At 44.1% G+C, this 24,392-nt stretch carries 20 protein-coding genes; 6 read left to right on the top strand and 14 right to left on the bottom strand.

What is annotated here, in order from left to right; all coding sequences use genetic code 11:
* Positions 1–3: 3 nt before the first annotated feature.
* The 3 genes from MgSA37_RS08250 to MgSA37_RS08240 all read right to left on the bottom strand — a co-directional run bounded on the left by MgSA37_RS08250 (position 4) and on the right by MgSA37_RS08240 (position 2,195).
* Positions 4–201, bottom strand: coding sequence for a hypothetical protein (locus MgSA37_RS08250; protein WP_096351124.1), 198 nt, complete (start codon positions 199–201; stop codon positions 4–6).
* Between the two features lie 174 nt (positions 202–375).
* Positions 376–1,206, bottom strand: coding sequence for an SGNH/GDSL hydrolase family protein (locus tag MgSA37_RS08245; protein ID WP_096351123.1), 831 nt, complete (start codon positions 1,204–1,206; stop codon positions 376–378).
* Between the two features lie 38 nt (positions 1,207–1,244).
* Positions 1,245–2,195, bottom strand: a complete 951-nt coding sequence (locus tag MgSA37_RS08240; RefSeq protein ID WP_096357340.1) for a sugar phosphate isomerase/epimerase family protein — start codon at positions 2,193–2,195, stop codon at positions 1,245–1,247.
* Between the two features lie 226 nt (positions 2,196–2,421).
* On the opposite strand from MgSA37_RS08240, the gene MgSA37_RS08235 reads away from it, so the two are divergent.
* Both MgSA37_RS08235 and MgSA37_RS08230 read left to right on the top strand, forming a co-directional pair.
* On the top strand, positions 2,422–2,793 hold the full coding sequence (locus tag MgSA37_RS08235) for a response regulator (protein WP_096351121.1): 372 nt from the start codon (positions 2,422–2,424) through the stop codon (positions 2,791–2,793).
* Positions 2,794–2,938: 145 nt separating this feature from the next.
* Entirely contained in the window at positions 2,939–4,144 is a 1,206-nt protein-coding gene (locus MgSA37_RS08230; RefSeq protein WP_096351120.1) for a sensor histidine kinase, read from the top strand.
* Between the two features lie 80 nt (positions 4,145–4,224).
* Here MgSA37_RS08230 and MgSA37_RS08225 read toward each other — a convergent pair whose 3' ends face one another.
* The gene (locus tag MgSA37_RS08225) at positions 4,225–5,961 is read right to left on the bottom strand and encodes a phospho-sugar mutase (RefSeq protein ID WP_096351118.1); all 1,737 of its coding nucleotides are present in this window, start codon (positions 5,959–5,961) and stop codon (positions 4,225–4,227) included.
* Between the two features lie 332 nt (positions 5,962–6,293).
* On the opposite strand from MgSA37_RS08225, the gene MgSA37_RS08220 reads away from it, so the two are divergent.
* Complete coding sequence (locus MgSA37_RS08220; protein ID WP_096351117.1) at positions 6,294–9,839, top strand: chemotaxis protein CheB; 3,546 nt, start codon at positions 6,294–6,296, stop codon at positions 9,837–9,839.
* Here MgSA37_RS08220 and MgSA37_RS08215 read toward each other — a convergent pair.
* Positions 9,836–10,507 (bottom strand): START domain-containing protein, encoded by a 672-nt coding sequence (locus MgSA37_RS08215; RefSeq protein ID WP_096351115.1) that lies wholly within the window; start codon positions 10,505–10,507, stop codon positions 9,836–9,838. The two genes, MgSA37_RS08220 and MgSA37_RS08215, sit on opposite strands and share 4 nt — an antisense overlap.
* Before the next feature lie 66 nt (positions 10,508–10,573).
* Positions 10,574–11,170, bottom strand: coding sequence for an outer membrane beta-barrel protein (locus tag MgSA37_RS08210; RefSeq protein ID WP_096351114.1), 597 nt, complete (start codon positions 11,168–11,170; stop codon positions 10,574–10,576).
* A 356-nt stretch (positions 11,171–11,526) separates the two neighbouring features.
* On the opposite strand from MgSA37_RS08210, the gene MgSA37_RS08205 reads away from it, so the two are divergent.
* Positions 11,527–13,275 (top strand): ABC transporter ATP-binding protein, encoded by a 1,749-nt coding sequence (locus MgSA37_RS08205; RefSeq protein WP_232010810.1) that lies wholly within the window; start codon positions 11,527–11,529, stop codon positions 13,273–13,275.
* Positions 13,276–13,375: 100 nt separating this feature from the next.
* Here MgSA37_RS08205 and MgSA37_RS08200 read toward each other — a convergent pair whose 3' ends face one another.
* The 8 genes from MgSA37_RS08200 to MgSA37_RS08165 all read right to left on the bottom strand — a co-directional run bounded on the left by MgSA37_RS08200 (position 13,376) and on the right by MgSA37_RS08165 (position 22,868).
* The gene (locus MgSA37_RS08200) at positions 13,376–14,107 is read right to left on the bottom strand and encodes a HoxN/HupN/NixA family nickel/cobalt transporter (protein WP_183475978.1); all 732 of its coding nucleotides are present in this window, start codon (positions 14,105–14,107) and stop codon (positions 13,376–13,378) included.
* Between the two features lie 48 nt (positions 14,108–14,155).
* Positions 14,156–15,193: a hydrogenase expression/formation protein HypE gene (gene hypE / locus MgSA37_RS08195; protein ID WP_096351112.1), complete on the bottom strand. Its 1,038-nt coding sequence runs from the start codon at positions 15,191–15,193 to the stop codon at positions 14,156–14,158.
* A 61-nt stretch (positions 15,194–15,254) separates the two neighbouring features.
* Positions 15,255–16,355, bottom strand: a complete 1,101-nt coding sequence (hypD, locus tag MgSA37_RS08190) for a hydrogenase formation protein HypD (RefSeq protein WP_096351111.1) — start codon at positions 16,353–16,355, stop codon at positions 15,255–15,257.
* Positions 16,352–18,718, bottom strand: coding sequence for a carbamoyltransferase HypF (gene hypF, locus MgSA37_RS08185; protein WP_157750494.1), 2,367 nt, complete (start codon positions 18,716–18,718; stop codon positions 16,352–16,354). Before hypF ends, hypD begins: the two co-directional genes overlap by 4 nt.
* Position 18,719: 1 nt before the next feature.
* Positions 18,720–19,229 (bottom strand): hydrogenase maturation protease, encoded by a 510-nt coding sequence (locus tag MgSA37_RS08180; protein ID WP_096351108.1) that lies wholly within the window; start codon positions 19,227–19,229, stop codon positions 18,720–18,722.
* Positions 19,226–19,972, bottom strand: coding sequence for a Ni/Fe-hydrogenase, b-type cytochrome subunit (gene cybH / locus MgSA37_RS08175; protein ID WP_096351106.1), 747 nt, complete (start codon positions 19,970–19,972; stop codon positions 19,226–19,228). Before cybH ends, MgSA37_RS08180 begins: the two co-directional genes overlap by 4 nt.
* A gap of 15 nt (positions 19,973–19,987) precedes the next feature.
* Positions 19,988–21,712 carry a nickel-dependent hydrogenase large subunit gene (locus MgSA37_RS08170; RefSeq protein WP_096351105.1) on the bottom strand — a complete coding sequence of 575 codons (1,725 nt, stop codon included), beginning with the start codon at positions 21,710–21,712 and terminating at the stop codon, positions 19,988–19,990.
* 28 nt (positions 21,713–21,740) lie between these two features.
* A complete protein-coding gene (locus MgSA37_RS08165) occupies positions 21,741–22,868 on the bottom strand; it encodes a hydrogenase small subunit (RefSeq protein WP_096351103.1) in 1,128 nt (375 codons plus the stop codon).
* Positions 22,869–23,065: 197 nt separating this feature from the next.
* Here MgSA37_RS08165 and MgSA37_RS08160 point away from each other — a divergent pair, with 197 nt between their 5' ends.
* Together MgSA37_RS08160 and hypB are read left to right on the top strand one after the other, a co-directional pair.
* Positions 23,066–23,407: a hydrogenase maturation nickel metallochaperone HypA/HybF gene (locus MgSA37_RS08160; protein WP_096351102.1), complete on the top strand. Its 342-nt coding sequence runs from the start codon at positions 23,066–23,068 to the stop codon at positions 23,405–23,407.
* A gap of 36 nt (positions 23,408–23,443) precedes the next feature.
* Entirely contained in the window at positions 23,444–24,259 is an 816-nt protein-coding gene (gene hypB / locus MgSA37_RS08155) for a hydrogenase nickel incorporation protein HypB (protein ID WP_096351100.1), read from the top strand.
* Positions 24,260–24,392: the final 133 nt, after the last annotated feature.

Below are 24,392 nucleotides of genomic sequence, written 5' to 3'. Positions count from 1 at the left end.
AACTCAATATTTGTCCCCGTCGGTAATTTGCCTTATTTCGCGCTGGATTGTTACAATTCGTTCCCGAAGTGTGGAAATAGTAGTAACAACTGCTATCTTATCAGAAAGTCCCTCACGGAAGCTATTTTTGTTCAGGAGCAATTTCCTGATCTCGAGATTAAGCTCACTTAATTCCAAATTTAAAGCTTCCAACGATTTCATTCAGGCGCAAGGGTGTTTAATTTCTTAAAAATAGAGCTATTAATATATGCTTTATATTTTAAGTTATTAACAGGTAGTTGATAACTTAAAACAGGTAAGCGGGACAGATCATCCATAATTATTCCCCCCTCCGATTCGGGCATTAACCCAGGCCTGTTGACCTGCAGCGTTAAGCTAATATTTTTTCATGATCTTAACCAGCATATCGGCGATGCGTTGGTGACCTTTGTCTGAAGGGTGGAGCCCGTCATAAACCCAGTTCATCGCTTCGGGTGGATAAGGATAATCGTCGGTTGCGGGATTATATGGAATAGAAATATAAGCAGGATAGGTATAATTTTTATACGTGTTGGTTGCGGGATTGCGCAGGCGGCGAAAATTAACAGCGTTTTTGGTAGTTATACCACTTTTATTATAAAGATTAGCTATTTGCAAATGCCCGGCACTAGCTATAGTTTTTATAGCGTCGGCGTATTGCGACAGGTATAAGCCATCTTTATTTGGATTATAATCCCCATGTATGAAAACAGACGGGTTATTCAGGTCCACATAATCCGTCCGGTGTAAAGGAGTTATCAATATAATTACGGCCTCCGCGTTCAGGCTGCGGATCTTATCAATGATAGTTCGGTATGCCCCATAAACGGTTTGGTTGCCTGTGTTATTCTCATAGTCGCTGAAAGTACCGATGGGTAAACAGGTCCACCAGTCGTTTGTTCCAAGGAATACCGAATAGATGTCAGATTTTACCAAATTGAGGTTATTGATGTTATCGGCAATGGCTTTTGCCGTCCAGCCGGAGTGCCCGTTGTTTACAAAATGCACATAGGGTAACTGCTCAACAACATCGTCCATATAACCCTTTGAAATACGATTTTTACTTAGCTCCGGCCTCCCGTTCATATAGGTAATTGAGTCGCCGATAGCCATCCAGGTAAGTTCTTTGTGGGTGGTAAAGGAAGTAAATAGCAAAATAATGAAGAGCAGCACAATTGATTTTTTCATAAGTTAAAATTATTAAATATTACCGAGAAGTGCTTTAATTAACGATTATCAACTACCCTTTTCATCTTCTCCATCGCCGTCTTTGCCACGGTTAAGGCGTCTTGCGTATAATAGGCTGCGTTAAATACTTCGGTGGAGAGCACCAACGGTTTTTTCCTGTTTTTAAGAAGAATTTGCAGGATTTGTTCTATAGGCGCAACGCCATCGCCTGGGTAGATCCTGTCTTTATCTTCAATTATAGCTGATGACAGCGTTGCCGGGTAGTCGTTCATGTGCAGGATCTCCGCGGCATTAGCGTCCATCAGCGGCAAGGTATTTATAGAAGTACCGCCTTTATATAAATGAAATATATCCAGCAAAACCCGTGCAGACGGGTGGCCGCTTTTCATCGCGATGTATATTACTTCGGCAACATTGCTCATGTTTTTTTGGAAGCCCCACATTTCCAGCTGGGGTACTACGCCGGTTTGGTCGCCCATTTCTAAAACGGTGCGGTAACGTTGGGCAATCACATCCAGGCCGGGTACCGGGGCATTGGAGCTTCCCATACCTGTAGCGGCGATGCGTTTACAGCCAAGGATGGCCATTTGTTCCATATCCCGTTTCATCTGTTCCAGCCCGTCTTTACGCGTGGCAGCATCATCTGCCACCCACTTGTTAAAACTGATCAGGTCCTCCACTTTCAAGCCCAGATCATCCAGCCTTTTTTTGGCTTCGCCGATAGTACCGCCATGGATTAAATACTCCTGCAGCGAATCGGCCCAGATCTCCACCGACCGAAATCCCGCTGCAGCGGCTGTTTCCAGTTCTTTTACAAAACCCAGTTTATGGCCCCGGATGGTGGCCATGTTCAAACATAAAACATAAGAGTGCGTGACAGGCAATACGGCCTTAACGGGACTGGGTATTGCTTTTTCGGCTGCGGCTGCACCTGCGGAGGCGCCTATTAATTGAAGGGCCGAACGGCGGGTTATTTTAGGCGTTGGCATTTGTTTGATTTTTATTCGGTGCGCGATACAAAATCCACATTTTAAAAACATAATTACTTATTAAATACGGCAAAAGCAATTTCCAACATTCCATTATCCATTTTTTTAAATATATAAAAGCATATATGCACGGGCAGGGTCTATTATTACGTACCTTACCACAATTCCTACCGAATATTTGAATTTGGCACCGCGTTAAGCTATTCTGCCAGTCTATAGTCTGATTATGTGCCAAAAAATATTGATTCTTGATGACGATACCAGTTTACTTGAAACGCTTGCCATACTGCTTGAGGACAATGGCTATGAAGTTAAAGCCCTGTCAAGCGGTGAAAAAGTAATTGAATCGATCAATGAATTCAATCCCGGGCTGGTTTTAATGGATGTGATGCTGGCCGGCCTTGACGGCCTGACGATCTGCAGGACTATAAAAAATCATGACGGGATGCGTGATCTTCCGGTTATATTAATTTCAGGCCATTATGATCTTGAAAGAGCATTATCACATCAAGGCGCCCCGAATGATTTTTTGGCTAAACCATTTGACCTGGACGTTTTACTTACAAAAATTAAACAGCAGCTGGACAAAGCGATTTAAACACAAGATAGTCAACAATTGATTTATTTTTTTAGATGAGTATCTGTCAAATAATAATCATTATTAATAAATAATATAAAATCAATACGCTTATTTAAACATTATCTTTAATTTCTCACTACTACTGCTCTTTCAATCAAATTTAATGTTATCATCCTCAACCACTACATACGAAGAAGGCAGGCTAGCGGCAGTTAAATCATACAATATTTTAGACACTGCCGAAGAAAAAGACTTTGACGATTTAACGGTACTGGCCTCAGCCATTTGCCAAACGCCCATTGCTTTTATAAGTTTAATTGATGATAAAAGACAATGGTTTAAATCACGCAAGGGGATAACACAAACAGAAACGCCTATTGAACTTTCTATTTGCGCAACCACTATTGTGTCTGACCTTGATATTTTGATTGTAGAGGATGCACGCCACGATGAACGTTTTGCGAAAAACCCATTGGTTACCGGTGATACCCAAATGACTTTTTATGCAGGAGTACCTTTAGTAAACGAAGACGGGTTTGCATTGGGATCACTCTGCGTGATAGACCAGCATCAGAAACAACTGACCAATGACCAAACTACCGCTTTAAAAATAATTGCCAAACAAATAGTTGATAAACTGGAATTGAGAAAAAAAGTGATAGCGCTGGAAAAAATCCACCAGGAGCTGATCGATTCGAACCTGTTTATCCAAAAATTTGCCGCCATGGCTGCTCATGATATTAAAAACCCAATGACCAGTATTTTACTTACGGCACAGGCATTACAAATGCGCCTGAAGAAAATAGATGACAAAAGTTGCGAAAGGCTGATCGACCTCAACATTACTTCAACAAAATGCTTAATGGCTTTACTGGATGACATGATTGCTTATTCCAAATCGCCCTCGCTGCTTTTAACCCAAAAACAAACAGTAAACCTGCCGGAAATGATGCGGAAAGTGATTGGCATGATTAACGTTCCGGACAATTTCACGATACAGGTACCTGCAGAAAACCGGCAACTGAACATTTCATCCATCGCAATTGACCAGATATTTATCAATTTACTTACAAATGCCATCCGCTATAACGATAAGGAACAAGGCGTTATCAATATCAGGTTTAGTGAAGATAAAAATAACTACCTTTTTGAAATCGAGGATAACGGCATTGGTGTAGCCATGGAATACCACGAAAAGATATTCAACAATAATTTCACCTTAAAGCTTAGCGACCGGTATAACAAAAAAGGTTCGGGCATTGGCTTATCAACGGTTAAAGAGCTGGTAAAGGCGCTTAACGGCACTATTACTTTAAAATCTGAGCCGGGCAGGGGCACTACTTTTTATATCAGTTTAAATAAGTTATAACAGGCGCCCAAATTTATTGCCCATAAACAACAAATCCCTGACAATATGCCCGGGATTTGTTAATTTTCAACAAAAGCTGTTTAAACCCCCAGGTCTTTAATAATCCCGTCTATCTTGGCATCCAGTTGTTTATCGGTTTCAGCATAAGCTGCCGCGCTGGCCAGTTTGCCGTTCACACTGCAATAGAATTTGATTTTGGGTTCCGTTCCTGAAGGACGCGCCGAAATGATGCTGCCATCGGCAGTAATAAACTGTAATACGTCAGAAACCGGTAGCTGCAGCTTACTGGTAGTTCCTGCCGCCAAATCAGTTTCAATGCCTTTTTCGTAATCCTTTAACGTAATGACGGCTGAACCACCCAATGTTTTTGGCGGGTTGGTACGGAATTTCTCCATCATTTCTTTGATCTCTTCGGCGCCGGTCTTTCCTTTTTTGGTGATCGAGATCAGTTTCTCTTTATAAAAACCGTATTCGATATAAGTATCAATCAGCGCTCCAAACAAGCTGCTGCCTTTGTCTTTATAATAAGCAGTCATTTCGGCAATAAAGGCGCTGGAAACTACGGCATCCTTATCCCTCACCAGCTCTCCTATTAAATAACCGTAGCTTTCTTCGCCGCCGCCTATAAAGGTTTGTTTGCCTTCAAATTTGGTCATCAGCTCGCCAATATATTTAAAGCCGGTTAAGGTGTTATAGTATTTAACGTTTTTAGCTTTAGCGATAGCCTCAATCAGGTTGGTGGTAACAATCGTTTTAACAATATATTCTTTTCCGGTTAGTTTACCTTTTTCCTGCCAGGCGGTCAGCAGGTAATTGATCAGCATGGCGCCGGTTTGGTTGCCGTTCAGCAATATGAATTCGTTATTGGTATTCTTTACCGCGATACCTACACGGTCGGCGTCCGGGTCGGTGGCCAGCACCAGGTCGGCATCCACTTCCTGCGCTTTTTTTAGCGCCAGGGTTAATGCTTCTTTTTCTTCCGGGTTAGGATAAACCACCGTCGGAAAATTGCCGTCAGGAGTGATCTGTTCTTCCACCAGGATCACATTTTCAAAGCCGAATTGCTTCAGGGCCCGGGGTACCAGGGTAATCCCGGTACCGTGAATAGGTGAGTAAACGATCTTCAGATCTTTTTGGCGTTTAATTGCTTCAGGAGATACCGACAGGGCGGTGATCTTATCCAGGTAAAGCTGATCCACTTCCTCCCCTATTTCTTCGATGTTAGATTCAATGGGCGTGAATTTAATCTCGTCAATGCTGCTGATCTTAGCAACTTCGTCCATTACCGCTTTATCTGCCGGAAAAACAAACTGGCCGCCGTCGTCGCCGTATGCCTTATAGCCGTTATATTCTTTGGGGTTATGTGAGGCAGTTAACATTACACCGCTTTTGCAGCCAAACAGCCTGACGGCGAAGGAAAGTTCAGGTGTAGGGCGCAGTGCCTTGAAGAAATAAACATGAATATCATTTGCTGAGAAAACTTCGGCAGTGATACGCGAAAACAGATCTGCATTATTGCGGCTATCATGTGCGATGGCCACTTTGATCTTTTCGCCGGGATATGTTTTTTTAAGGAAATTGGCCAGGCCCTGTGTGGCCGCGCCAATGGTATACTTATTGATCCGGTTACTGCCAGGGCCCATCGTACCGCGCAGGCCGCCGGTTCCAAACTCCAGGTCGCGGTAAAATGAATCGGTTAATTCTGTATACGCGCCTTCATCGAGCATTTTTTGGATTTGTTGTTTAACATCAGCGTCATAGCTACCTTGCAGCCATGAATTTACCTTATTTAGTACGGCAGGATCTAATTCTTGCATAAAAATTGGTTTTTATTTTTAATTAACTGACGTGGATCAGATTTTCAAATATGGTAATAAAAACTGTTTAAAATAAAGTTTTATGAATACCAATTTGTAAATTTTAAAAAGCTTTTATAGGTTTTATACAGCGCGGGAATATTAACATATAATTGAAACTTTTTTATTGTTAACGTGTTATTTATGCACTTCTACAACCTATCGCTATAAAATACAGGCGGTAATACGTATCGGTTTGCTTTTCCTGAAAAAAATTGTTATATATTTGATAATAGTTCCTACCCTTTCAGAATTTTTTTCTGAATCCACTGCCTGACTTTTTAAAACTTTGTATGCCAATTATTACCCCCCATCATATTATTGCAATTGGCGCATCCGCCGGAGGAATGGAAGAGATTATTTCATTTTTTGATCACACGCCTTTAGATGGGGTATCTTACGTCATTATCCAGCATCTTTCGCCCGATTTTAAAAGCCGGATGGTTGAGTTATTGGCCAGGCACAGTAAACTTATTGTAGAACAAGCCGAAAATGGCATGGCCGTAAAGTCAAACCAGGTTTATCTCATCCCCAGCGATAAGTTTATGACAATACGCAAAGGAACCCTTTTTTTAACCGATAAAGTAAATATTAAGGGCCCTCACCTGACGATCAATAAATTTTTTAATTCACTTGCCATAGATTTCGGCAAAAAAGCCATTGGCGTAGTTTTATCCGGCCTGGGTTCTGACGGGACTGAAGGAATTAAAGCGATTAAAAAAGCAGGCGGCATGGCAATTGCACGTGACCCCGAAACTTCGGAGTTTGGCAGCATGCCTTCGCATGCCATTGCTACCGGCCTGGTAGATTTTATTTTAGAGCCCGCATTAATGCCCGACGCCATTGAAGAATATGTAAAACACGAAGGAGAACTGGTTACCGATCACCGGAATGATGAAAAGAATTTAGAAGCGATCATCGAGCTGATCAAAGAAAAATCGCCACATGATTTTTCAGATTATAAACAAGCAACTATATTAAGAAGAACCAGGCGCAGGGCCTCCTACGGTAATTTCACAACACTTGAAAGTTACCTTAATTACCTGAAAGTGACACCGGAAGAAGTAAACGCCCTTGCCAAGGAATTCCTGATAAGCGTTACTTCTTTTTTCCGTGACAAAGACGCATTCGAGTTTTTGCAAACCCGGGTACTGCCTGACATCATCAAAAGTTTATCACCGGATGAAGAGTTGAAAATGTGGATTGCGGGTTGTGCCACCGGCGAGGAAGCATATTCAATGGCTATACTATTAGCGGAACAATTGGCCGGCAGGCTGGAAGATACGATCGTAAAAATTTTCGCTACGGATATAGATAGCGTTGCACTGGTTCGCGCCGGCAAGGGCGTTTATAATGCGCGTATTTTAAAAAGCGTATCGCCTGAGCGGCTTGAAAAATATTTTTTAAAAGAAGGAGACAATTACCGGGTAAGCCCGGCCATTCGCAAGATGCTGATCTTCGCGCAGCACGACCTGGTGAAAAACCCGCCTTATTGCAATATGCATTTGATCAGTTGCCGAAACCTGCTGATCTACATGGCGCCGGTTTTGCAAAAAAAGATATTTGCAATGCTGCTGTTTGGGCTAAAAAGAGACGGCTACCTGTTTTTAGGCTCCAGCGAAAACCCTATGCCCATTATTAAAAACCTGGAAGTGGTTAGTAAAAAATGGAAAATATATAAAAACCTGGAAACAAAAAAAGGCATTAATTTCGACGCATTTTCAATGCCCGACCTGCTGGATACCAAGCACCCCCCGCCCCGGTTTTCGCCGGAAACAACACCTAAAAACACTAATCCGGTCATAGAAGCAATGCACGAAAGCCTGGCGGACGCCCTGGATTATTTTGCTGTTTGTGTTGATGAAAACAATCATGTTGTTAAATCATATGGTGATGCTACAAAATATTTAATTCAAAAACATTTCGTATCAAACCTTACTGAGTTATTACCCAAACCCCTTGCTGTTGCTTTCAGCACCCTGGGTAAAAAAGCTATACAAACCAACCAAAAAGCCAGCCGCAAAGGGATAAAAATTAAACAGGGCCAGTTGATTACCCGCTTAAACCTATCGGTTAGCCCTTTGGCAGTAAAGGGAGAGGGGAAACTATTGTTAGTAACCTTTACCCGGGATAAATCAATAGTAACACTGCAAAACGACGGCCCGCTTGATGAAAAGATCTACCTTAATCAATATGTCATCGACCTTGAAGAAGAGGTAAAAGAACTTAAAGAAAAACTCAGCTCTTCCAATGAAAAACTCGATGCCTATAATGAAAACGTGCAATCCTTTAATGAAGAGCTGATCTCTGCAAATGAAGAGATGCAAAGCACCAACGAGGAGATGCAATCGGTTAACGAAGAACTGCATACTATCAATTCAGACTATCAATTAAAAAACAAGGAGCTGGTTGAAATAAATGATGATTTGAATAATTATTTCAGGAGTAACATCAACGGCCAGTTATTTATTGACAATGATTTGCTGCTGATGAAATTTTCGCCCGGTACGGTAAAGCAGATCAACCTGCTTGAATCAGATATTGGCAGGCCATTGAGCAATATTTCAACAAATATCAAATTTGAAACCATTATTGATGATATCAAAAGGGTACTTACTGAAGGTTGTGTTGTGACGAAAGAAATTGAAACAAACAATGGCAAGTGGTACCAGATCATGACGATGCCGTATATACAGCAGGCCGACCAGAAAAGGAACGGCGCCATCGTTACCTTTAATGACATTACTGAATTAAAAAAAATACAGCAGGAATTAGACACCAGCAACAAAATGCTGAACCTTGCGATAGACGCAGCGGCAATGGGAATAGGCTCCATCAATATCCAAACCAGGGAATTTGCGCCGTCGCAACGCTTTAAAGAGATGTTTAGCTTTAACGCAGACGACCAAATGACTTATGAAGCCGTCATCAAACAAATCGACCCTGAATACCAGTCGCTGGTAAAGGGCGCGATTGAGGATAGCCTTCAACATGGCGCCAAATGTGATGTTGAATTCCCGATCAGGGGGTTTCACGACAAAAAATTGCGCTGGATAAAGGGCGTAGGAAACATTTCCTATGATATCGACGGCAAACCGGGTTATTTTACGGGCGTTTTGCATGATATTACTATCCATAAACAGGATGAACTCCGAAAAAATGATTTTATTGGCATGGCGAGCCATGAACTTAAAACGCCCCTTACCTCATTGCAGGCATATATACAAATGCTTGCTGCAAGGGCAAAAAAAGCTGAAGATACATTTGCAGTTAACGCCCTGGCAAAAGCCAGCACGCAGGTAAAAAAAATGATTACCCTAATTAATGGTTTTTTGAATGCATCAACTTTTAAAGCGGGAAAAATCTACCTGAATGAACAAACTTTTGAGATAAATGACCTGATCAACGAAATTGCAGAAGATTTCCTGTTGACAACAACGAGTCATGAGATTTCGATAATGCCCGGCCCTGTGCTGAGCGTTTATGCCGACCGCGATAAGATAGGCCAGGTGATCTACAATTTTATTAATAACGCTGTAAAATACTCGCCCAGCGGCAAAAAAATCAAACTGATATGTACCGAATCTGACGGCATGGCGAAGGTGTGTGTTAAGGATGAAGGCATTGGTGTAAACATTTATGACCAGGAAAAACTATTTGGCCGGTACTTCAGGGTTGAAAATGAGCAAACCCAGCAAATATCGGGTTTTGGCCTTGGCCTTTATTTATCGGCCGAAATTATCCGCCGCCATAACGGCGAGGTTTGGGTAGAGAGTGAAATTGGCAAGGGGGCAGCTTTTTACTTTAGCCTGCCACTGGCATACGCAAAGGCCGATTAGTTTACCACAAATGCCAGTTGGGTATTGCGGTAAACTGTTTTTTGTAATTGCGACCTGATACCTTTAAATATTTTTATTGGCCCTTCGGTGGCAAACATATTTACCAGCCACGATGGCAGCGAGCCTGCAGGATCTACGTGTATGGTGTATTCTACCTTAATTTTATCGGGCCCTGCGGGTGTGATAACCCATTTGCCAACAGAATGTTCAATTCTGACAATGCCTTGCTTTACGGGAACCATTCCGGATACTGCCGGGCCATCAATAGTGATCACCCTGGTATCAGGATTTTGATTGACGGTTAAATGCGCAACAAAATCGCGGTTGGTTGCCGGCCATGGCAGGTTAACTTCCGAGTAGTAATAAAGCTCAGAGGGCGATACCTGTTTGATTATGGCAGCTGATTTGGTATGGTAAACCCAGGCAGGGGAAGAATTTACATCCATTATAAGCGCCACCAATTGCGAAGCGTCAGCATTAAATTCGGCATCAACTTTAATAGCTTTAACTTTTGAATCGGGCACTGCGCTGGTATAGATCCGGATGCCCTCCTTGTCGCTGCGTAATTGCCAGTCACCCTGAGCAAAAAGGGGGTTGATATTAAAAATCAGCAACAGTGATGCTATGATCACTTTTAAAACAGGATAGGTAAATTTATCTGCATACATGGCTTTTTGTGTTATAATGAAAAGGGCGCATGGCCCTTTTCATTGTTTTTAATAGTTTGTAAAAAATTACCTGGTACCAAAAGCATAAGCTAAGCGCAGGGCAAAAAAGTTAACCTGGCTATTGCTGTTCTTGCTAACAAAGTCAGTTGAGCCTTCGTACCGTACACCTGCGTCAATAAAGCTTTTGCCACCAACGGGAAACTGGTAACCAACCTGCGGCGCATAGATGAACGCGGCGCTCTTGTCAAAACCTACATCAGATTTGTTTAAAGCAAAGGCTGCGCCTGCTTCGCCCTGTACATAGAAATGATTTGCAGGGAAGAATTTTAAACCCGCTTTTACCGGTAGCAGCTGAATGTTGGTAGCTGTAAGGCCGGTTCCGTATGCGTCGGTTTTACCCTGCAGACTGTTATAGCCGGCGTTAATGGTTACAAATAATTGCTCCGCAACAGGGATATCGGCTTGTAATGAACCACCAATATTCCAGTTATATCCGTTTGATAAATTCCCTGAAGGAAGACCAGCGTCAACGCCGACGCTTAAAACCACACCGTTTGAACCGGCAGATTTGGTTGAAGTTGATGTGGTGGTTTGTGCTTTTGCGCCCAATGTCAATCCGGCAAAAGCTACTACTAAGGCTGAAATTTTTAATGTACTTTTCATGTTCGTATATGTTATTTTGTATAGGTGTTTTTTAAACACGGAGCAAAGTAACATCACAAAACACACTTACCGTTTCATCTGAATGTCACATTCATTCAATCGTTTGATTAACAGTGTTTTATTTTTTGACCAATTAAGTACATAAGTCAGTTTCCTGTAAAAAAACAGCTCAAAATTCGTTCAAATGAAGATTTTACATAAAAATGAGTTGTAATGTTTGGCAACTGATTTGGGCTTAATTACAACTAAAGTGTAATGTATTTTATTCCTGCACCGGATTGTCAAAAGCAAAGATGTGCCTTACCGGTTATTATATTAATTATAGCTTTGCTATATTATCCGGGCATTTAAACAGCATGGCGAAAAGAAATACGATCGACAATTCAAAACTCACCTTTAAACAACGGCTTTCGGCATTAAGCAACCTGCCGCATTTTTTTAAACTGGTTTGGCTAAGCAGCCCGGGTAAAACGGCCTTAAGTTTTATTCTGCGTATTATCCGTTCGGCTATGCCGGTAGCTTTGCTGTATGTTGGCAAGCTGATTGTTGACCAGGTGGTTGCACTTAACCGGCATACCGGGGATACTGATCATCACTATTTATGGAAGTTGGTGGCCATTGAGTTTGCTTTAGCGATCCTTACCGACGGATTAAACCGCATGATTAACTTACTGGATAGTTTATTGGGAGACCTGTTTTCAAACTATACTTCCATGCGTATTATGCGGCATGCTGCAACGCTCGACCTGGACCAGTTTGAAGATTCGGTTTTTTACGATAAACTGGAGCGGGCAAGGCAGCAAACCGTGGGCCGAACTATATTGCTGTCGCAGGTGATGAGCCAGGTACAGGATATGATCTCGATGGGTTTCCTGGTGGCGGGTCTGCTGGCCTTTAACCCATGGCTTATTTTACTGCTGCTGATTTCTATCATTCCTTCTTTTTTGGGAGAATCTTATTTTAATAATCAAAACTATGCTTTAACCCGCAGCCAGACGCCTGAACGCCGCGAACTGGACTATACCCGCTACCTGGGCGCAAGCGACGAAACCGCCAAGGAGATCAAAATTTTCAACCTGGCTGAATTTGTTATTAACCGCTTTCAAACACTTTCGGATAAGTTTTATACTGATAACCGTAAACTTGCTGTAAGGCGTTCTGCCTGGGGAACTTTTTTTTCCGTACTGGGGAGTGCCGGTTATTATGCTGCTTATGTATTTATCATCTTTCAAACCATTAACGGTAAAACATCCGTGGGCGATCTTACCTTCCTTGCCGGCTCTTTCAGGCAGTTACGCAGTTTGATGGAGGGTATGCTATCACGCTTTACCACGGTATCACAGGGAGCCATCTACCTGAATGATTTTTTAGAGTTTTTTGAGATCAAACCTAAAATAAAAGTCGCCGAAAAACCATTGCCCTTTCCATACCCCATTAAACAGGGTTTTACGTTTGAGGATGTAGGTTTCAGGTACCGGAACTCAGAAAACTGGGCCAACCGTCACTTAAGTTTCACCCTGCATCCCGGCGAAAAGCTGGCGCTGGTGGGCGAAAACGGGGCGGGCAAAACTACGCTGGTTAAGTTACTGGCGCGCTTGTACGACCCTACCGAGGGCAGAATTTTGCTGGATGGCGCTGATATAAGAGATTATGCTATTGAAGATCTGCGCTTTCATATCGGGGTTATTTTCCAGGACTATTTGCGCTACCAGATGACGTTATCGCAAAATATAGCGGTGGGAAACATAGGAGAGCTGGAAAATGAGGAACTGATTAAAAAGGCAGCCCGGGAAAGTTTGGCCGATATGCTTGCCGAAAAATTACCGCATAAATATGAACAATGGCTTGGCCGGAGATTTAACGACGGGGTTGAATTATCCGGCGGAGAATGGCAAAAAGTAGCGCTGGCCCGGGCCTATATGAAAGATGCCCAGCTACTTATACTGGACGAACCCACCGCAGCTTTGGATGCACGGGCCGAATACGAGGTGTTCCAGCGTTTCGCACAAATGACCAAAGGGAAATCAGCCGTATTGATCTCGCATCGTTTTTCAACAGCAAGATTAGCAGACCGGATTATCGTGCTAGAAAAGGTGAGATCATAGAAATGGGTACTCACGCAGAATTGCTCGCAAAAAACGGGCGCTATGCCGAATTGTTTCAATTACAAGCGATGGGCTATCAATAAAGAACCAGCCTAAAAGATCACAACAACATGATGTTATCATAAATTACTTTGCCGCCGTAAACCAGGCAAAGTACCGATGTGGCTACAATAAGCAGCGTTTGCAAAACGGGCGCCTGGATCAGTTTTTTTGAGAAAGGCACACTGAAAAGCCCTGCTGCAACCAGCATCCCTCCTATACAGCCCGCACTGAAGATCACCAAATAAACCAATCCGTCAAACGGGCTTTTGATCTGTGCCATAACCAGTACTACCAGTGCGCCGCTGCCTGCCAGGCCATGCACCAACCCTACTCCATAGGCCAGTTTATGCGAATGATCATGCGTGTGCACATGCAATTGGGTATGCTTAAAATTTTGTTTCGGTGCAAAATGTACATGCAGGTGTTTGTGTTCGTCTGCGCTATGACTATGTGAGTGGCTGTGTAAATGCCCGTGGGTATGGATAATGAGTTTTTTGCCGCGAAAGAATTTTTGCAGCCTGTACACTGCCAGCGCGATAAGCATCAATCCCACGGTAGCTTCAAAATAATGGAAACTATGTTCAGATATCCCCACTTTAAACATGATCATCAGCACACCGATCAACAGAATGGTTGACGAATGGCCCAGCCCCCAGAAAATACCATCTTTAACAGAGAGCCAGATATGATTACGCCTGGACACAATATTGGTGACAGCCAGCAAATGGTCGGCTTCAAAAGCGTGGGTGAAGCCGGCGTATATGGTAAGCAAAAGTGGAAAAGTGAACATATTTTCAGGTGGTTTTGGTTGTCGTTAATTGTTTTAATATCGATTTTATCAGCAGATTCTTGGCAGTTGCTCGCCTGGCAGCATATTTACTACCCTGCGGCCGCCAATCAAACTCTTCATAATCACCTGGCGGGGATGATCGGTTGTCGTTTCGCCTATGATGCGTGCCATTTCGCCGTGTTCCCATTCGTTCAGCCTGCTTAATATATTTTCGGCCACCGTGGCATCAACAACGGCGACAAACAAGCCCTCGTTGGCAACATACATAGGGTCGAGCCCCAGCATTTCGCAGGCGCCGGCTACCTCTTCTTCTACGCTCATGTTTTTTTGCGCGATGTCGATTCCTAATTTGGCACCTGCGGCAATTTCATTCAAAACAGTTGCAAGGCCCCCGCGTGTCGGGTCGCGCAGGAAGTGGATGTTCTCGCCAAATTCATCCAGCAGCGACAGGATAATTTTATTGAGCGGCCGGGTATCACTGCTGATAGTGCTTTCAAACTGCAAGCCCTGCCGGTGGCTCATGATAGTGATGCCATGCCTGGCCAAGGGGCCGCTTAAAATAATTTTATCGCCGGCTTTAATGTTTTCGGCATCGATATTTGCTTTTGGGTGCACTGTGCCGATGCCGGTGGTATTGATAAAGATCTTATCGCCTTTTCCCCGTTCAACCACTTTTGTATCGCCGGTAACAATATTTACCCCGGCAGCGTCGCAAGCTGCTTTTATACTAAGCAATATCTCCCAAAATTCGGTCATTTTTAAACCTTCTTCCAGCACAAACCCCAGTGTAAGGTATTTTGCGGCAGCGCCGCACATGGCCAGGTCGTTTATCGTGCCGTTGATGGCCAAATCGCCGATATTTCCGCCCTCAAAAAATATGGGGGAAACCACATAGGTATCGGTACTCATGGCTACTTTGCCATCAAGGTTAAAAATAGCACCATCATGTTTTTTGTTGAGCAGTTCGTTTTCAAGCAATTTGAATACGCCTGCATCCAGCAACTGGCTGGTTAAAGTACCGCCGCTGCCATGCCCCAGGTTAATGGTATCAAAATCGAGTTTTGGTAAGGGACAGGAGAGGATCATATTGGTGAGTTGTGAATAGTGAATAAAATTAAAAACTTTAAATGACTTAATGACCCAATGACTAAATGACCTCCTCTACCGCCATGTTAAAATAATAATAAGCCGCGCAGGCTCCCTCGCTGCTTACCATCGGCGCACCCAGGGGCTGCACCGGGGTACACTTTATGCCAAAGTTGGGGCATTGGTTCGGCTTGATCTTTCCTTTCATGATGTCGCCTGACATACAAGTTGGATCTTCATGCGATTCAGCCATATCAAACTTAAACTTTTTAATGGCATCATAAGCATTAAAGGCATCTTTTACGCCGTAGCCGCTGGCCGCTATTTCACCGATACCGCGCCATTCGCGGTTGGTAACTTCAAATACCTGGTCAATGGCTTTAATGGCGCTGGTATTTCCGGCTGCCTCAACGATGCGGGTATATTGATTTTCCAGTTTATATTCGCCTTTTTCCAGTTGCTTTACGGCAGCCAAAATACCTTCTAATAAATCTACAGGCTCAAAACCTGTAATAACGATAGGAATCTTATATTTTTCAACTATCGGGTAGTATTCGCTCGTACCCATAATGGCACATACGTGGCCGGCCCCTAAAAAGGCATCAACTTCACACTCCTTGTCGCTCATAATGGCTTCAATTGCGGGTGGCACCAACACGTGCGAAGTAAGGATAGAATAATTTTTTACCCCGGATTGGTACGCCTGGATAACCGAGAGGGCATTGGCAGGCGCGGTAGTTTCAAATCCAACAGCAAAAAAAACAACTTCGCGTTCAGGATTTTCTTTAGCGATGTTAACGGCTTCGAGCGGTGAATATAAAATGCGGACATCAGCGCCCTTAGATTTTGCTTCCAGCAGGCTCATTCCGCTCCCGGGAACGCGGATCATATCGCCATACGAACACAGGATCACCTTATGCGCTACCGCCAGGTGAACCGCCTTATCGATCAGGTTGACCGGCGTAACACAAACCGGGCAGCCCGGCCCATGCACCATTTGGATATTGGACGGCAGCATATTCAGGATGCCGTTTTTTACCAGCGAATGCGTTTGGCCGCCGCATACTTCCATAATATTCCAGTTTCCTTTTACGGTCTCCCTTATCTCTTTCAGCAAGGCCTCCACAATTTCCGGTGAGCGGAATTCTGATAAATACTTCATAACGCTAAATCGTACAAATCGTTAATATCTTCTTTATTTATTTTTCTTTTAGAAACTGTACCGTCGATGGGTTTGCTTTTTATCCCATTGTCATGATACACCATTTGCCCGAAAGAAATATTTTCATCATTGGGCGACAGGTTGATGTGAAAATACAGCTGATATTTATTTTCATATTCGGTTTTTATCCAATCGACCAGCAGCGCATTCTGAAACACGCCGCCGCTAAAACAAATATGTTTTGTGTTTGCCCTGTCAGCTAAAACTCCTATCAAACAAACAAGCGTATAATGAAACTTGGCAGCAACATAGCTCGCAGACTTTCCGCTGGCAATATCCGCTAAAATATTGCGGATCATTGTAGTGGTGGGTACGGGTCCAGCTGCTTTCCACTCTTTAATATAAGTTTCGTCCATGTGGAAACCATTTTCGATGACATATACTGCAGCCGCCCTTTGCAGGTACATCGCCGCTTCACCTTCATAACTCTGCTTGTCGCAAATCCCCACCAGGGAGGCGACCGCATCGAAGATCCTGCCGGCCGATGAGGTATAGAGGTTAGCGTGCCTGATCAGCGCATGGTAATTATTCCATTCGGCATTGGTGAATTTTTCTTTTAGGATGGAGGGTTGATGGCCCGATTCGCTGATGGCACATAGCGCTGCAATGCGTGGTTCCATCGCGGTTTTGTCACCAGCAACAGTAGGGAAATAATCAAAATGGTTAACGCGCTCCATCTGGTTATGTTCGTATTTAAAAAACTCGCCGCCCCATATATTTCTATCCGTACCCAAACCTGTGCCATCCCATATCACCCCTAAAATTGGTTCCTCTTTTTTAATGAGCTTATTTTCGGCGAGTACAGCCGCAAAATGAGCCTCGTGGTGCTGCACCAGTTTTACTTCTGCATCAAACTTTTCGGCCAGCTCAATCGCGTATTCAGTAGAAAAATATCCAGGGTGCCTATCGGCAACAATAACCTCCGGTTTCACCCCGTACAAACCGAGCCAATGTTCAAGGGTTTGCCGGTACATCAGCTGCGATTCAAAACTTTCGCCACTGCCCAAAAACTGGCTAACAAAAACATTCCCGTTTACGGCAAGGGCAAAACAGCTTTTTAAAAACGCACCGGTTGACATGATGCACTGTTTGGTTTTGGGTTGATAATCCAAAAAAGATGGCGCGTACCCCCTTGAGCGCCTGAAAATGATTTGCTGGTGCGTATATTTGGAAACCTGCACCACACTGTCATCCTGCGGGATGATGATCTCCCGGTTGTTGCTAACCACGTAATCGGCAATATCAAACAAATAGTTAAGGGCGTCGTCATCTTTATAAATAATCGGCGAGCCGGATATATTCGCGCTGGTGGCGATCAATGGTCCACCAAAATCAGCTGAGATTAACTCCAGCAGGGGATTATAGGGGATCATCACCCCCAGGCGCTTTAAACCCGGAGCAATGTCTTTTACAGCCATCTCATAAAATGCCCCGCGTTTGGGAACCAGTAAAACTATAGGCGCCGCCGGGCTTTCCAGTAAAGCCTTTTCCTGTTCATCTAATTCAAAACTATTTTGAACACTTTTAATACCCGGATAGAGTATAGCAAATGGCTTGGATGGCCTGTATTTCCGGGTTCGAAGGATACAGATGGCTTTGGAATTATTGGCATCGCAAAGTAGTAAATACCCGCCTATGCCCTTCACAGCAAGAATTTTTCCCTGTTGAAGCCCCTTTTTTATATGAGACAAAACAACTTCTGTATCGCTTGAAATGATCGTGGAGATATCACGGTAAATACTAAGACTTATCCCGCAATCTGCGCATGAATTGGTTTGTGAAAAAAATCTCCGATCGCTGATATCATGGTATTCATTACTACAGTTATTGCACATGGTAAAACTTTGCATTGACGTAGTATGCCGTTCATAAGGCAAGCCCTTTAAAATAGAATATCGCGGGCCGCATTGGGTACAGGTAATAAAAGGATAACGGTACCGGCGGTTGCCGGTATCGTATAATTCAGCCCTGCATTCAGGGCAAAGGGCCATATCCGGTGATAATAACACCTGTTTTTCGCAGGCATTATTGTCTTCAACCAGTATGGTAAAATCAATATAATTTTGGTCAGGTACGCTAAAAAGTTTAGCCGAGATAATCTTTGATTTCTCAGGCGCAGCCAGTTTTATTTTTTTAAAAAATGCATCCGCTTCATCATACGAAGCATTAAAAATAACATTTACCCCATCACTGTCATTTTTCACATATCCGTTCAGGTTCAGTTTTTTTGCCAAATGATAAATCATCGGCCTGAAGCCAACCCCCTGCACTATGCCGTTGATATGGATATGATAGGTTTCCACGTTAGGGCATATTTACCAGGTTGCCAAATGGAGGTTCTGCCAGGATCTCATCATTCAGATGGAGCAGGCATTTGATCTCTTTAATAATATCGGGCACTACGCTTGCAATTTTTGCGGTAAGCTCGATGCCCTGTTGCTGTACGGACTCGATGCTTACCACAAAAAGGTCAATTTCGGGCATTTTACCCAAAACCTGCAAGGCGCTTACCAGGTCTTTTAAACCAATATCGTGCGTGCTCATGGCAGGCGGAAAATCGGCAGCAAACCTGGGCTTTATTAAACGGATGGTGCCGGGGGCATTGCCATCCAGCGTGGCATCAACTAAAATAACGTGTTTGTATAACTCGAAATACTCCAGCAGGTAAAACCCGCCGGTGCCGCCATCCAGCACATCAACTCCATCGGGTAATTCCTCCTCCTCAAGCACCCGGGCAACATGCACGCCAATGCCTTCATCACCCATCAGGTAATTCCCTATACCGAGTATCAATGTACCATTATATCTTTTCATTTTGCTTTCTTTTCGGGGTTTGGTGTTTGGTGTGCATTCTTTTCAAACATTTCTTCTTCAATAAATTTAAAGCCGCCGCCCATGCTGCTGATCTCGCCGCGGCCTTCGACATAATCATGGTAGAAGACGAGGTAAACATGGATCACCGCGAAGAGGATGAAGAACCACATAGACCAGTGGTGGATTTGCCGCGTAAGGATATCGCCGCCAAACATGGCCGGAACCCAGGCAAATAATTTTGGCAGCCACCAGGATGACATCCCGGCATATAAACCAAAACCGGTTAAGCACTGTACCAAAAAGGCAATGAAGGTTAAGAAATAGATAAACCCGGCCATCGCATTGTGGCCGATGCTTAAATGGTCCTGCTCTTTGCCGTTCTTTTTCAGCATCAGGATATCAATTTTAAATACGGCCCACATTTCCTTAAAAAATCGCCTTGATGTAGGGATAAATTGTTTCCAGTTGGCAAATTTATTGCCCACAAAGCCCCAGTACAGCCGGAATAAAAAGTTAAAAAAGAAAATATAAGCAGCCGCAAAATGCAGGTACCTGAACCAGCCCATTGTATATTGGTGCGAGGCATCGTTATGGCTTAACAGACCAAGCGGGTTGGAGATATAAAAGCCTGTGATGATTAAAACAACAATAACGAGCGCATTTAACCAGTGGTAAAACCTTACCGGCATTTCCCACACATATACCCTCCGTAAGCGGGCGATATGTAAATATTTGTTTGCCATAATATTGTTTTTTTATTAATCGCCCAATACACTTACCCTATTGATTGTTTTGCCTTCTTCGTCGTACAAATGCACGCTGCAGGCCATACACGGGTCAAAACTGTGGATGGTCCTTAATATTTCAAGCGGTTGCGTTTCATCAGCAACGGGGGTATCTATCAGCGCTGCTTCATAAGCTGACATGCCGCCTTTGCTGTCCCGTGGAGACGCATTCCATGTTGTTGGAACCACCAGCTGGTAGTTGGCGATCTTCTCGTCCTGGATATTGATCCAGTGGCCCAGTGCGCCGCGTGGTGCTTCGGTATGCGCAACGCCGAAAGCTGATTTTGGCCAGGTAGCCGGATCGAACTTGCTCATTTCGGCCATGCGGGTATCACCTGCCTTGATATTGGCCAGTAACTGGTTATAAAAGTCGAGGCCCCATTGCGCGGTCAAACTGCTTTCAAGGCCGCGGGCGGCAGTTCTGCCGAGCGTGGAGAACAGTGCTGTGATCGGAACATTCAGATCTTTCAGCGCTTTGTCAACCACTTCTTTAAATTCAGGTCTGCCGCGTCCATAACCAACCAGCACCCTGGCTAAAGGCCCCACTTCCATGGCGTGACCTTTCCATCTTGGTGTTTTAAGATAACTGTATTTTTTATCAGTTTCCAGGTGGTCAAACGGTGGTTTCGGGCCGCTGTATTTCACCTTGCTTTCGCCTTTCCATGGGTGCAAACCTTTATCATCACCCCCGGCGTATTCATACCAGGAGTGGGTAATAAATTCCTGCACTTCGTCATCTTTCCTCAAGTCAACATCATAAATTTTGCTTACATCCTTATTGAGTATAGCGCCGCCCGGAAATTTATAGGCGGATGGATCGCGGTAGCCATTGGTTGGCAAATCGCCATACACCAAATAATTACCCAACCCGCCGCCAATGGCGCCCCAATCCTTATAGAACGAAGCAATGGCCATCAAATCAGGAATATAAACCTGCTCAACAAAATCTTTTCCATCCTGTAATAACTGGCCCACATAAGCCAAACGCTCTGCATTGATCATGCTCACATCATCAAGGTTGATGGCGCAGGCCATACCGCCTACCAAATAGTTAGGGTGCGGGTTTTTACCGCCGAAAATGGCATGTACTTTTACGATTTCCTTTTGCCACTCAAGCGCTTCAAGGTAATGTGCCAGGCCGATGAGGTTTACTTCGGCCGGCAGTTTGTAGGCTTTGTGGCCCCAATAGCCATTGGAGAAAATACCCAGCTGCCCACTGGCTACAAATTTTTTAATACGGGTTTGGATGTCGCTGAAATAGCCAGGCGAGCTTTTTGGCCAGTGCGAAATGCTTTGTGCCAGTTCCGAAGTTTTTTTCGGATCAGCTTTTAGTGCATTTACCACATCAACCCAATCCATGGCATGCAGGTGGTAAAAATGTACCACGTGGTCATGGATATATTGGGTGCAAAACATGATATTTCGCACCAGTTCGGCATTTGGCGGAATGGTAATATCCAGTGCATCTTCCACACACCGTACCGATGTTAAGGAGTGGATAGAGGTACATACCCCGCACACCCTGCCTACAAAGGCCCAGGCATCGCGCGGGTCGCGGCCCTGTAATATTTCTTCCAGCAGGCGCACCATGGTACCGCTGCTGTAAGCGTCTTTTATTTTCCCGTTTTCAATATCAGCTTCTATCCGTAAGTGACCTTCAATCCTGGTGATCGGGTCAACAACAATTCTCTTACTCATGATTCTTTATTGTTATGATGTGCGTTGATTAAGATTCCAATTCGTGTTCACTTTCATTGCCTTCGGCCTGGTGCTCGTGGATAGTTTTGCTCTTCCCAAAATTGGTAGCTACCGCATGAACCGCCACGGCACCCAGGGTTACGCCCAGGGCAACTTTACCTAAAGTATCGGCATCCGCTTCAATGCCAAAACCGGCGAATGAAGATCCCCTTTCATATAACCTGCCATTATCCCAAAAATTCGCTTCGCTGCAGCCAATACAAGGGTGCCCCGCCTGGATAGGGAAGCTGGTGCCGCCGTTCCATTTGGTAACCGCGCAGGCATTATAGGTTGTTGGCCCTTTACAACCCATTTTGTATAAACAATAGCCTTTTTTGGCATTCTCGTCGTCAAAGCTTTCCACAAATAAACCGGCATCATAAAACGGACGGCGGTAACAGGTGTCGTGTACCCGTTTGTTGTAAAATGCTTTTGGCCGGCCGAGCCTGTCTAACTCGGGTATTACGCCAAAAGTTAAATAATGAACGATAACCCCTGCCATCACTTCGCCGATTGGCGGGCAGCCGGGCACCTTAATAATGGGTTTATTGGTAATGATTTTATGAATTGGTGTTGCTTGTGTTGGATTTGGTTTGGCCGATTGCACACAGCCATTGCTGGCGCAACTGCCCCATGCAATAATGGCCGCAGCGCCTTCTGCTACTTCATGTAAGATCTGAAGAGATGTTTTACCTCCTATCATACAGTAAACTCCGTCCGCACCAAGCGGTACACTACCCTCAACGCACAAAATATACTGGCCCTTGTATTTGGTCATGGTGTTTTTCAACGCAGCTTCAGCCTGGGTACCGGATGCAGCCATCAGTGTTTCGCTGTAATCCAGCGAGATCTTATCAAGCAGGATATCCGCAACGATGGGGTGAGATGAACGGATAAAGCTTTCGCTGCAACAGGTACACTCCTGGAAATGCAGCCAGATCACCGGCATCCTCGGTTTGGTCTCCAGCGCTTTGGCAACCTTACCTATGGCTGACTGCTCCAGGCCGATAAATGCGGTCATTAAACTTACAAATTTTACAAAATCGCGGCGGGAATACCCTTTTCGCTGCACCTCCTCGTAATAAGTTGGTTGCTTTGGTATAATCTCATTATTCATGATAGCAATGATTTAAATGGGTTGGCAATATTCAGGCTGAATGGCTAAATAATTACCAAATTTACTTAGGTGATTTTAAGAGACTTATAAGCAATATCATTTTAAAAAGTGATCGTTGTCACATACATATCCGATACATCCCGATAATTTTGAGTTAAAAACATTGATGCGGTTGTATCAAAAATCAAATTAAAACAATGCATGAACTTTCCATTGTGATGGGTATCATAAAGATCGCTGAAGATCATGCCAGGGCTGCTGAAGCTGCTGCGATTGATGAGATTGAGCTGGACATTGGCACCATGAGCGGAATTGACATGGACAGTATGGAATTTGCCTGGACACAGGCCATCCAAGGTACCATGCTGAAAGATACGGTGAGGAAGATAAATAGTATTACCGCAAAAGCTAAATGCCTTGACTGTGATACAGAATTCGAAATAAAAAATTACTATGATGCCTGCCCGGTTTGCGGTGAGCATTTGATTGAGATATTACAGGGGAAAGAACTTAAGGTACGGTCCCTGCTGGTTTCGTGAAATAAATATTGTATTGAACTATTAAAAACTAAAATTATGTGCGCTACATGCGGCTGCGGCTCCGACGGCAAAACTACTTTTTACCTGGTTGATAAAGATCAACCGCATACCCATGACCATAGCCACCCGCATGATCATGTTCACCCGCATGATCATGGGCATACACACGCCCATCCGCATGCCAACGAAAAAAAGATCATTGATGTGGAACAGGATGTATTGTACCAAAACAACCTGCTTGCCGAGCGTAACCGCGGCTATTTTGATGCGAAAAATATACTGGCGCTTAACCTGGTAAGCTCGCCCGGCTCGGGAAAAACCTCCTTACTGGAAAGGACATTGAAAGATTTGAAAGGGGAACTTGAATTTGCTGTAATTGAAGGCGACCAGCAAACCAATAACGATGCCGACCGTATTTTCGCCACCGGCACCAGGGTCACCCAGATCAACACCGGCAAAGGATGCCACCTTGACGCACACATGATATTGCATGCCATGCAGGGACTGAAGCCAAAGGACAATTCAGTTTTATTTATTGAAAATGTTGGCAACCTGGTATGCCCGGCAATGTTTGACCTGGGTGAGAAAGAAAGGGTAGTAATCATCAGTGTAACCGAAGGCGATGACAAACCGCTTAAATACCCGGATATGTTCCATTCCTCAACCCTATGCATCATCAATAAAACCGACCTGCTGCCCTATGTGCCTTTTGATATTGAAAAGGCAAAGGCCAATGCCAAAAAAGTGAATCACCATTTGGAGATCATTGAACTGAGCTGCACCACCGGCGAAGGTTTGCCGCTATGGTATAACTGGCTAAAATCAAAAGTACTGCAGCCGGAAGCGGTTTAAAGAACTAAAGCCTCACCTAAATCCTCTCCAAAGGAGAGTACTTTTTAAGAAGGAGAGGCTTGATTATGAACTCAATAATTCCTCGCTTTTAAGTCCCTCTCTTTGGAGAGGGGTTTGGGGTGAGGCGACAATT

Origin of the sequence: Mucilaginibacter gotjawali (genome assembly GCF_002355435.1) — a bacterium.
Lineage (GTDB): Bacteria > Bacteroidota > Bacteroidia > Sphingobacteriales > Sphingobacteriaceae > Mucilaginibacter > Mucilaginibacter gotjawali.
This window is presented reverse-complemented; position numbering and strand designations above follow the sequence as displayed.

What these genes read in the sequence shown, in the direction of transcription:
- MgSA37_RS08250 (WP_096351124.1), bottom strand. Translation starts at nt 201, where the DNA reads ATGAAATCGTTGGAAGCTTTAAATTTGGAATTAAGTGAGCTTAATCTC.
- MgSA37_RS08245 (WP_096351123.1), bottom strand. Translation starts at nt 1,206, where the DNA reads ATGAAAAAATCAATTGTGCTGCTCTTCATTATTTTGCTATTTACTTCC.
- MgSA37_RS08240 (WP_096357340.1), bottom strand. Translation starts at nt 2,195, where the DNA reads ATGCCAACGCCTAAAATAACCCGCCGTTCGGCCCTTCAATTAATAGGC.
- MgSA37_RS08235 (WP_096351121.1), top strand. Translation starts at nt 2,422, where the DNA reads ATGTGCCAAAAAATATTGATTCTTGATGACGATACCAGTTTACTTGAA.
- MgSA37_RS08230 (WP_096351120.1), top strand. Translation starts at nt 2,939, where the DNA reads ATGTTATCATCCTCAACCACTACATACGAAGAAGGCAGGCTAGCGGCA.
- MgSA37_RS08225 (WP_096351118.1), bottom strand. Translation starts at nt 5,961, where the DNA reads ATGCAAGAATTAGATCCTGCCGTACTAAATAAGGTAAATTCATGGCTG.
- MgSA37_RS08220 (WP_096351117.1), top strand. Translation starts at nt 6,294, where the DNA reads ATGCCAATTATTACCCCCCATCATATTATTGCAATTGGCGCATCCGCC.
- MgSA37_RS08215 (WP_096351115.1), bottom strand. Translation starts at nt 10,507, where the DNA reads ATGTATGCAGATAAATTTACCTATCCTGTTTTAAAAGTGATCATAGCA.
- MgSA37_RS08210 (WP_096351114.1), bottom strand. Translation starts at nt 11,170, where the DNA reads ATGAAAAGTACATTAAAAATTTCAGCCTTAGTAGTAGCTTTTGCCGGA.
- MgSA37_RS08205 (WP_232010810.1), top strand. Translation starts at nt 11,527, where the DNA reads ATGGCGAAAAGAAATACGATCGACAATTCAAAACTCACCTTTAAACAA.
- MgSA37_RS08200 (WP_183475978.1), bottom strand. Translation starts at nt 14,107, where the DNA reads ATGTTCACTTTTCCACTTTTGCTTACCATATACGCCGGCTTCACCCAC.
- hypE (WP_096351112.1), bottom strand. Translation starts at nt 15,193, where the DNA reads ATGATCCTCTCCTGTCCCTTACCAAAACTCGATTTTGATACCATTAAC.
- hypD (WP_096351111.1), bottom strand. Translation starts at nt 16,355, where the DNA reads ATGAAGTATTTATCAGAATTCCGCTCACCGGAAATTGTGGAGGCCTTG.
- MgSA37_RS08180 (WP_096351108.1), bottom strand. Translation starts at nt 19,229, where the DNA reads ATGAAAAGATATAATGGTACATTGATACTCGGTATAGGGAATTACCTG.
- cybH (WP_096351106.1), bottom strand. Translation starts at nt 19,972, where the DNA reads ATGGCAAACAAATATTTACATATCGCCCGCTTACGGAGGGTATATGTG.
- MgSA37_RS08170 (WP_096351105.1), bottom strand. Translation starts at nt 21,712, where the DNA reads ATGAGTAAGAGAATTGTTGTTGACCCGATCACCAGGATTGAAGGTCAC.
- MgSA37_RS08165 (WP_096351103.1), bottom strand. Translation starts at nt 22,868, where the DNA reads ATGAATAATGAGATTATACCAAAGCAACCAACTTATTACGAGGAGGTG.
- MgSA37_RS08160 (WP_096351102.1), top strand. Translation starts at nt 23,066, where the DNA reads ATGCATGAACTTTCCATTGTGATGGGTATCATAAAGATCGCTGAAGAT.
- hypB (WP_096351100.1), top strand. Translation starts at nt 23,444, where the DNA reads ATGTGCGCTACATGCGGCTGCGGCTCCGACGGCAAAACTACTTTTTAC.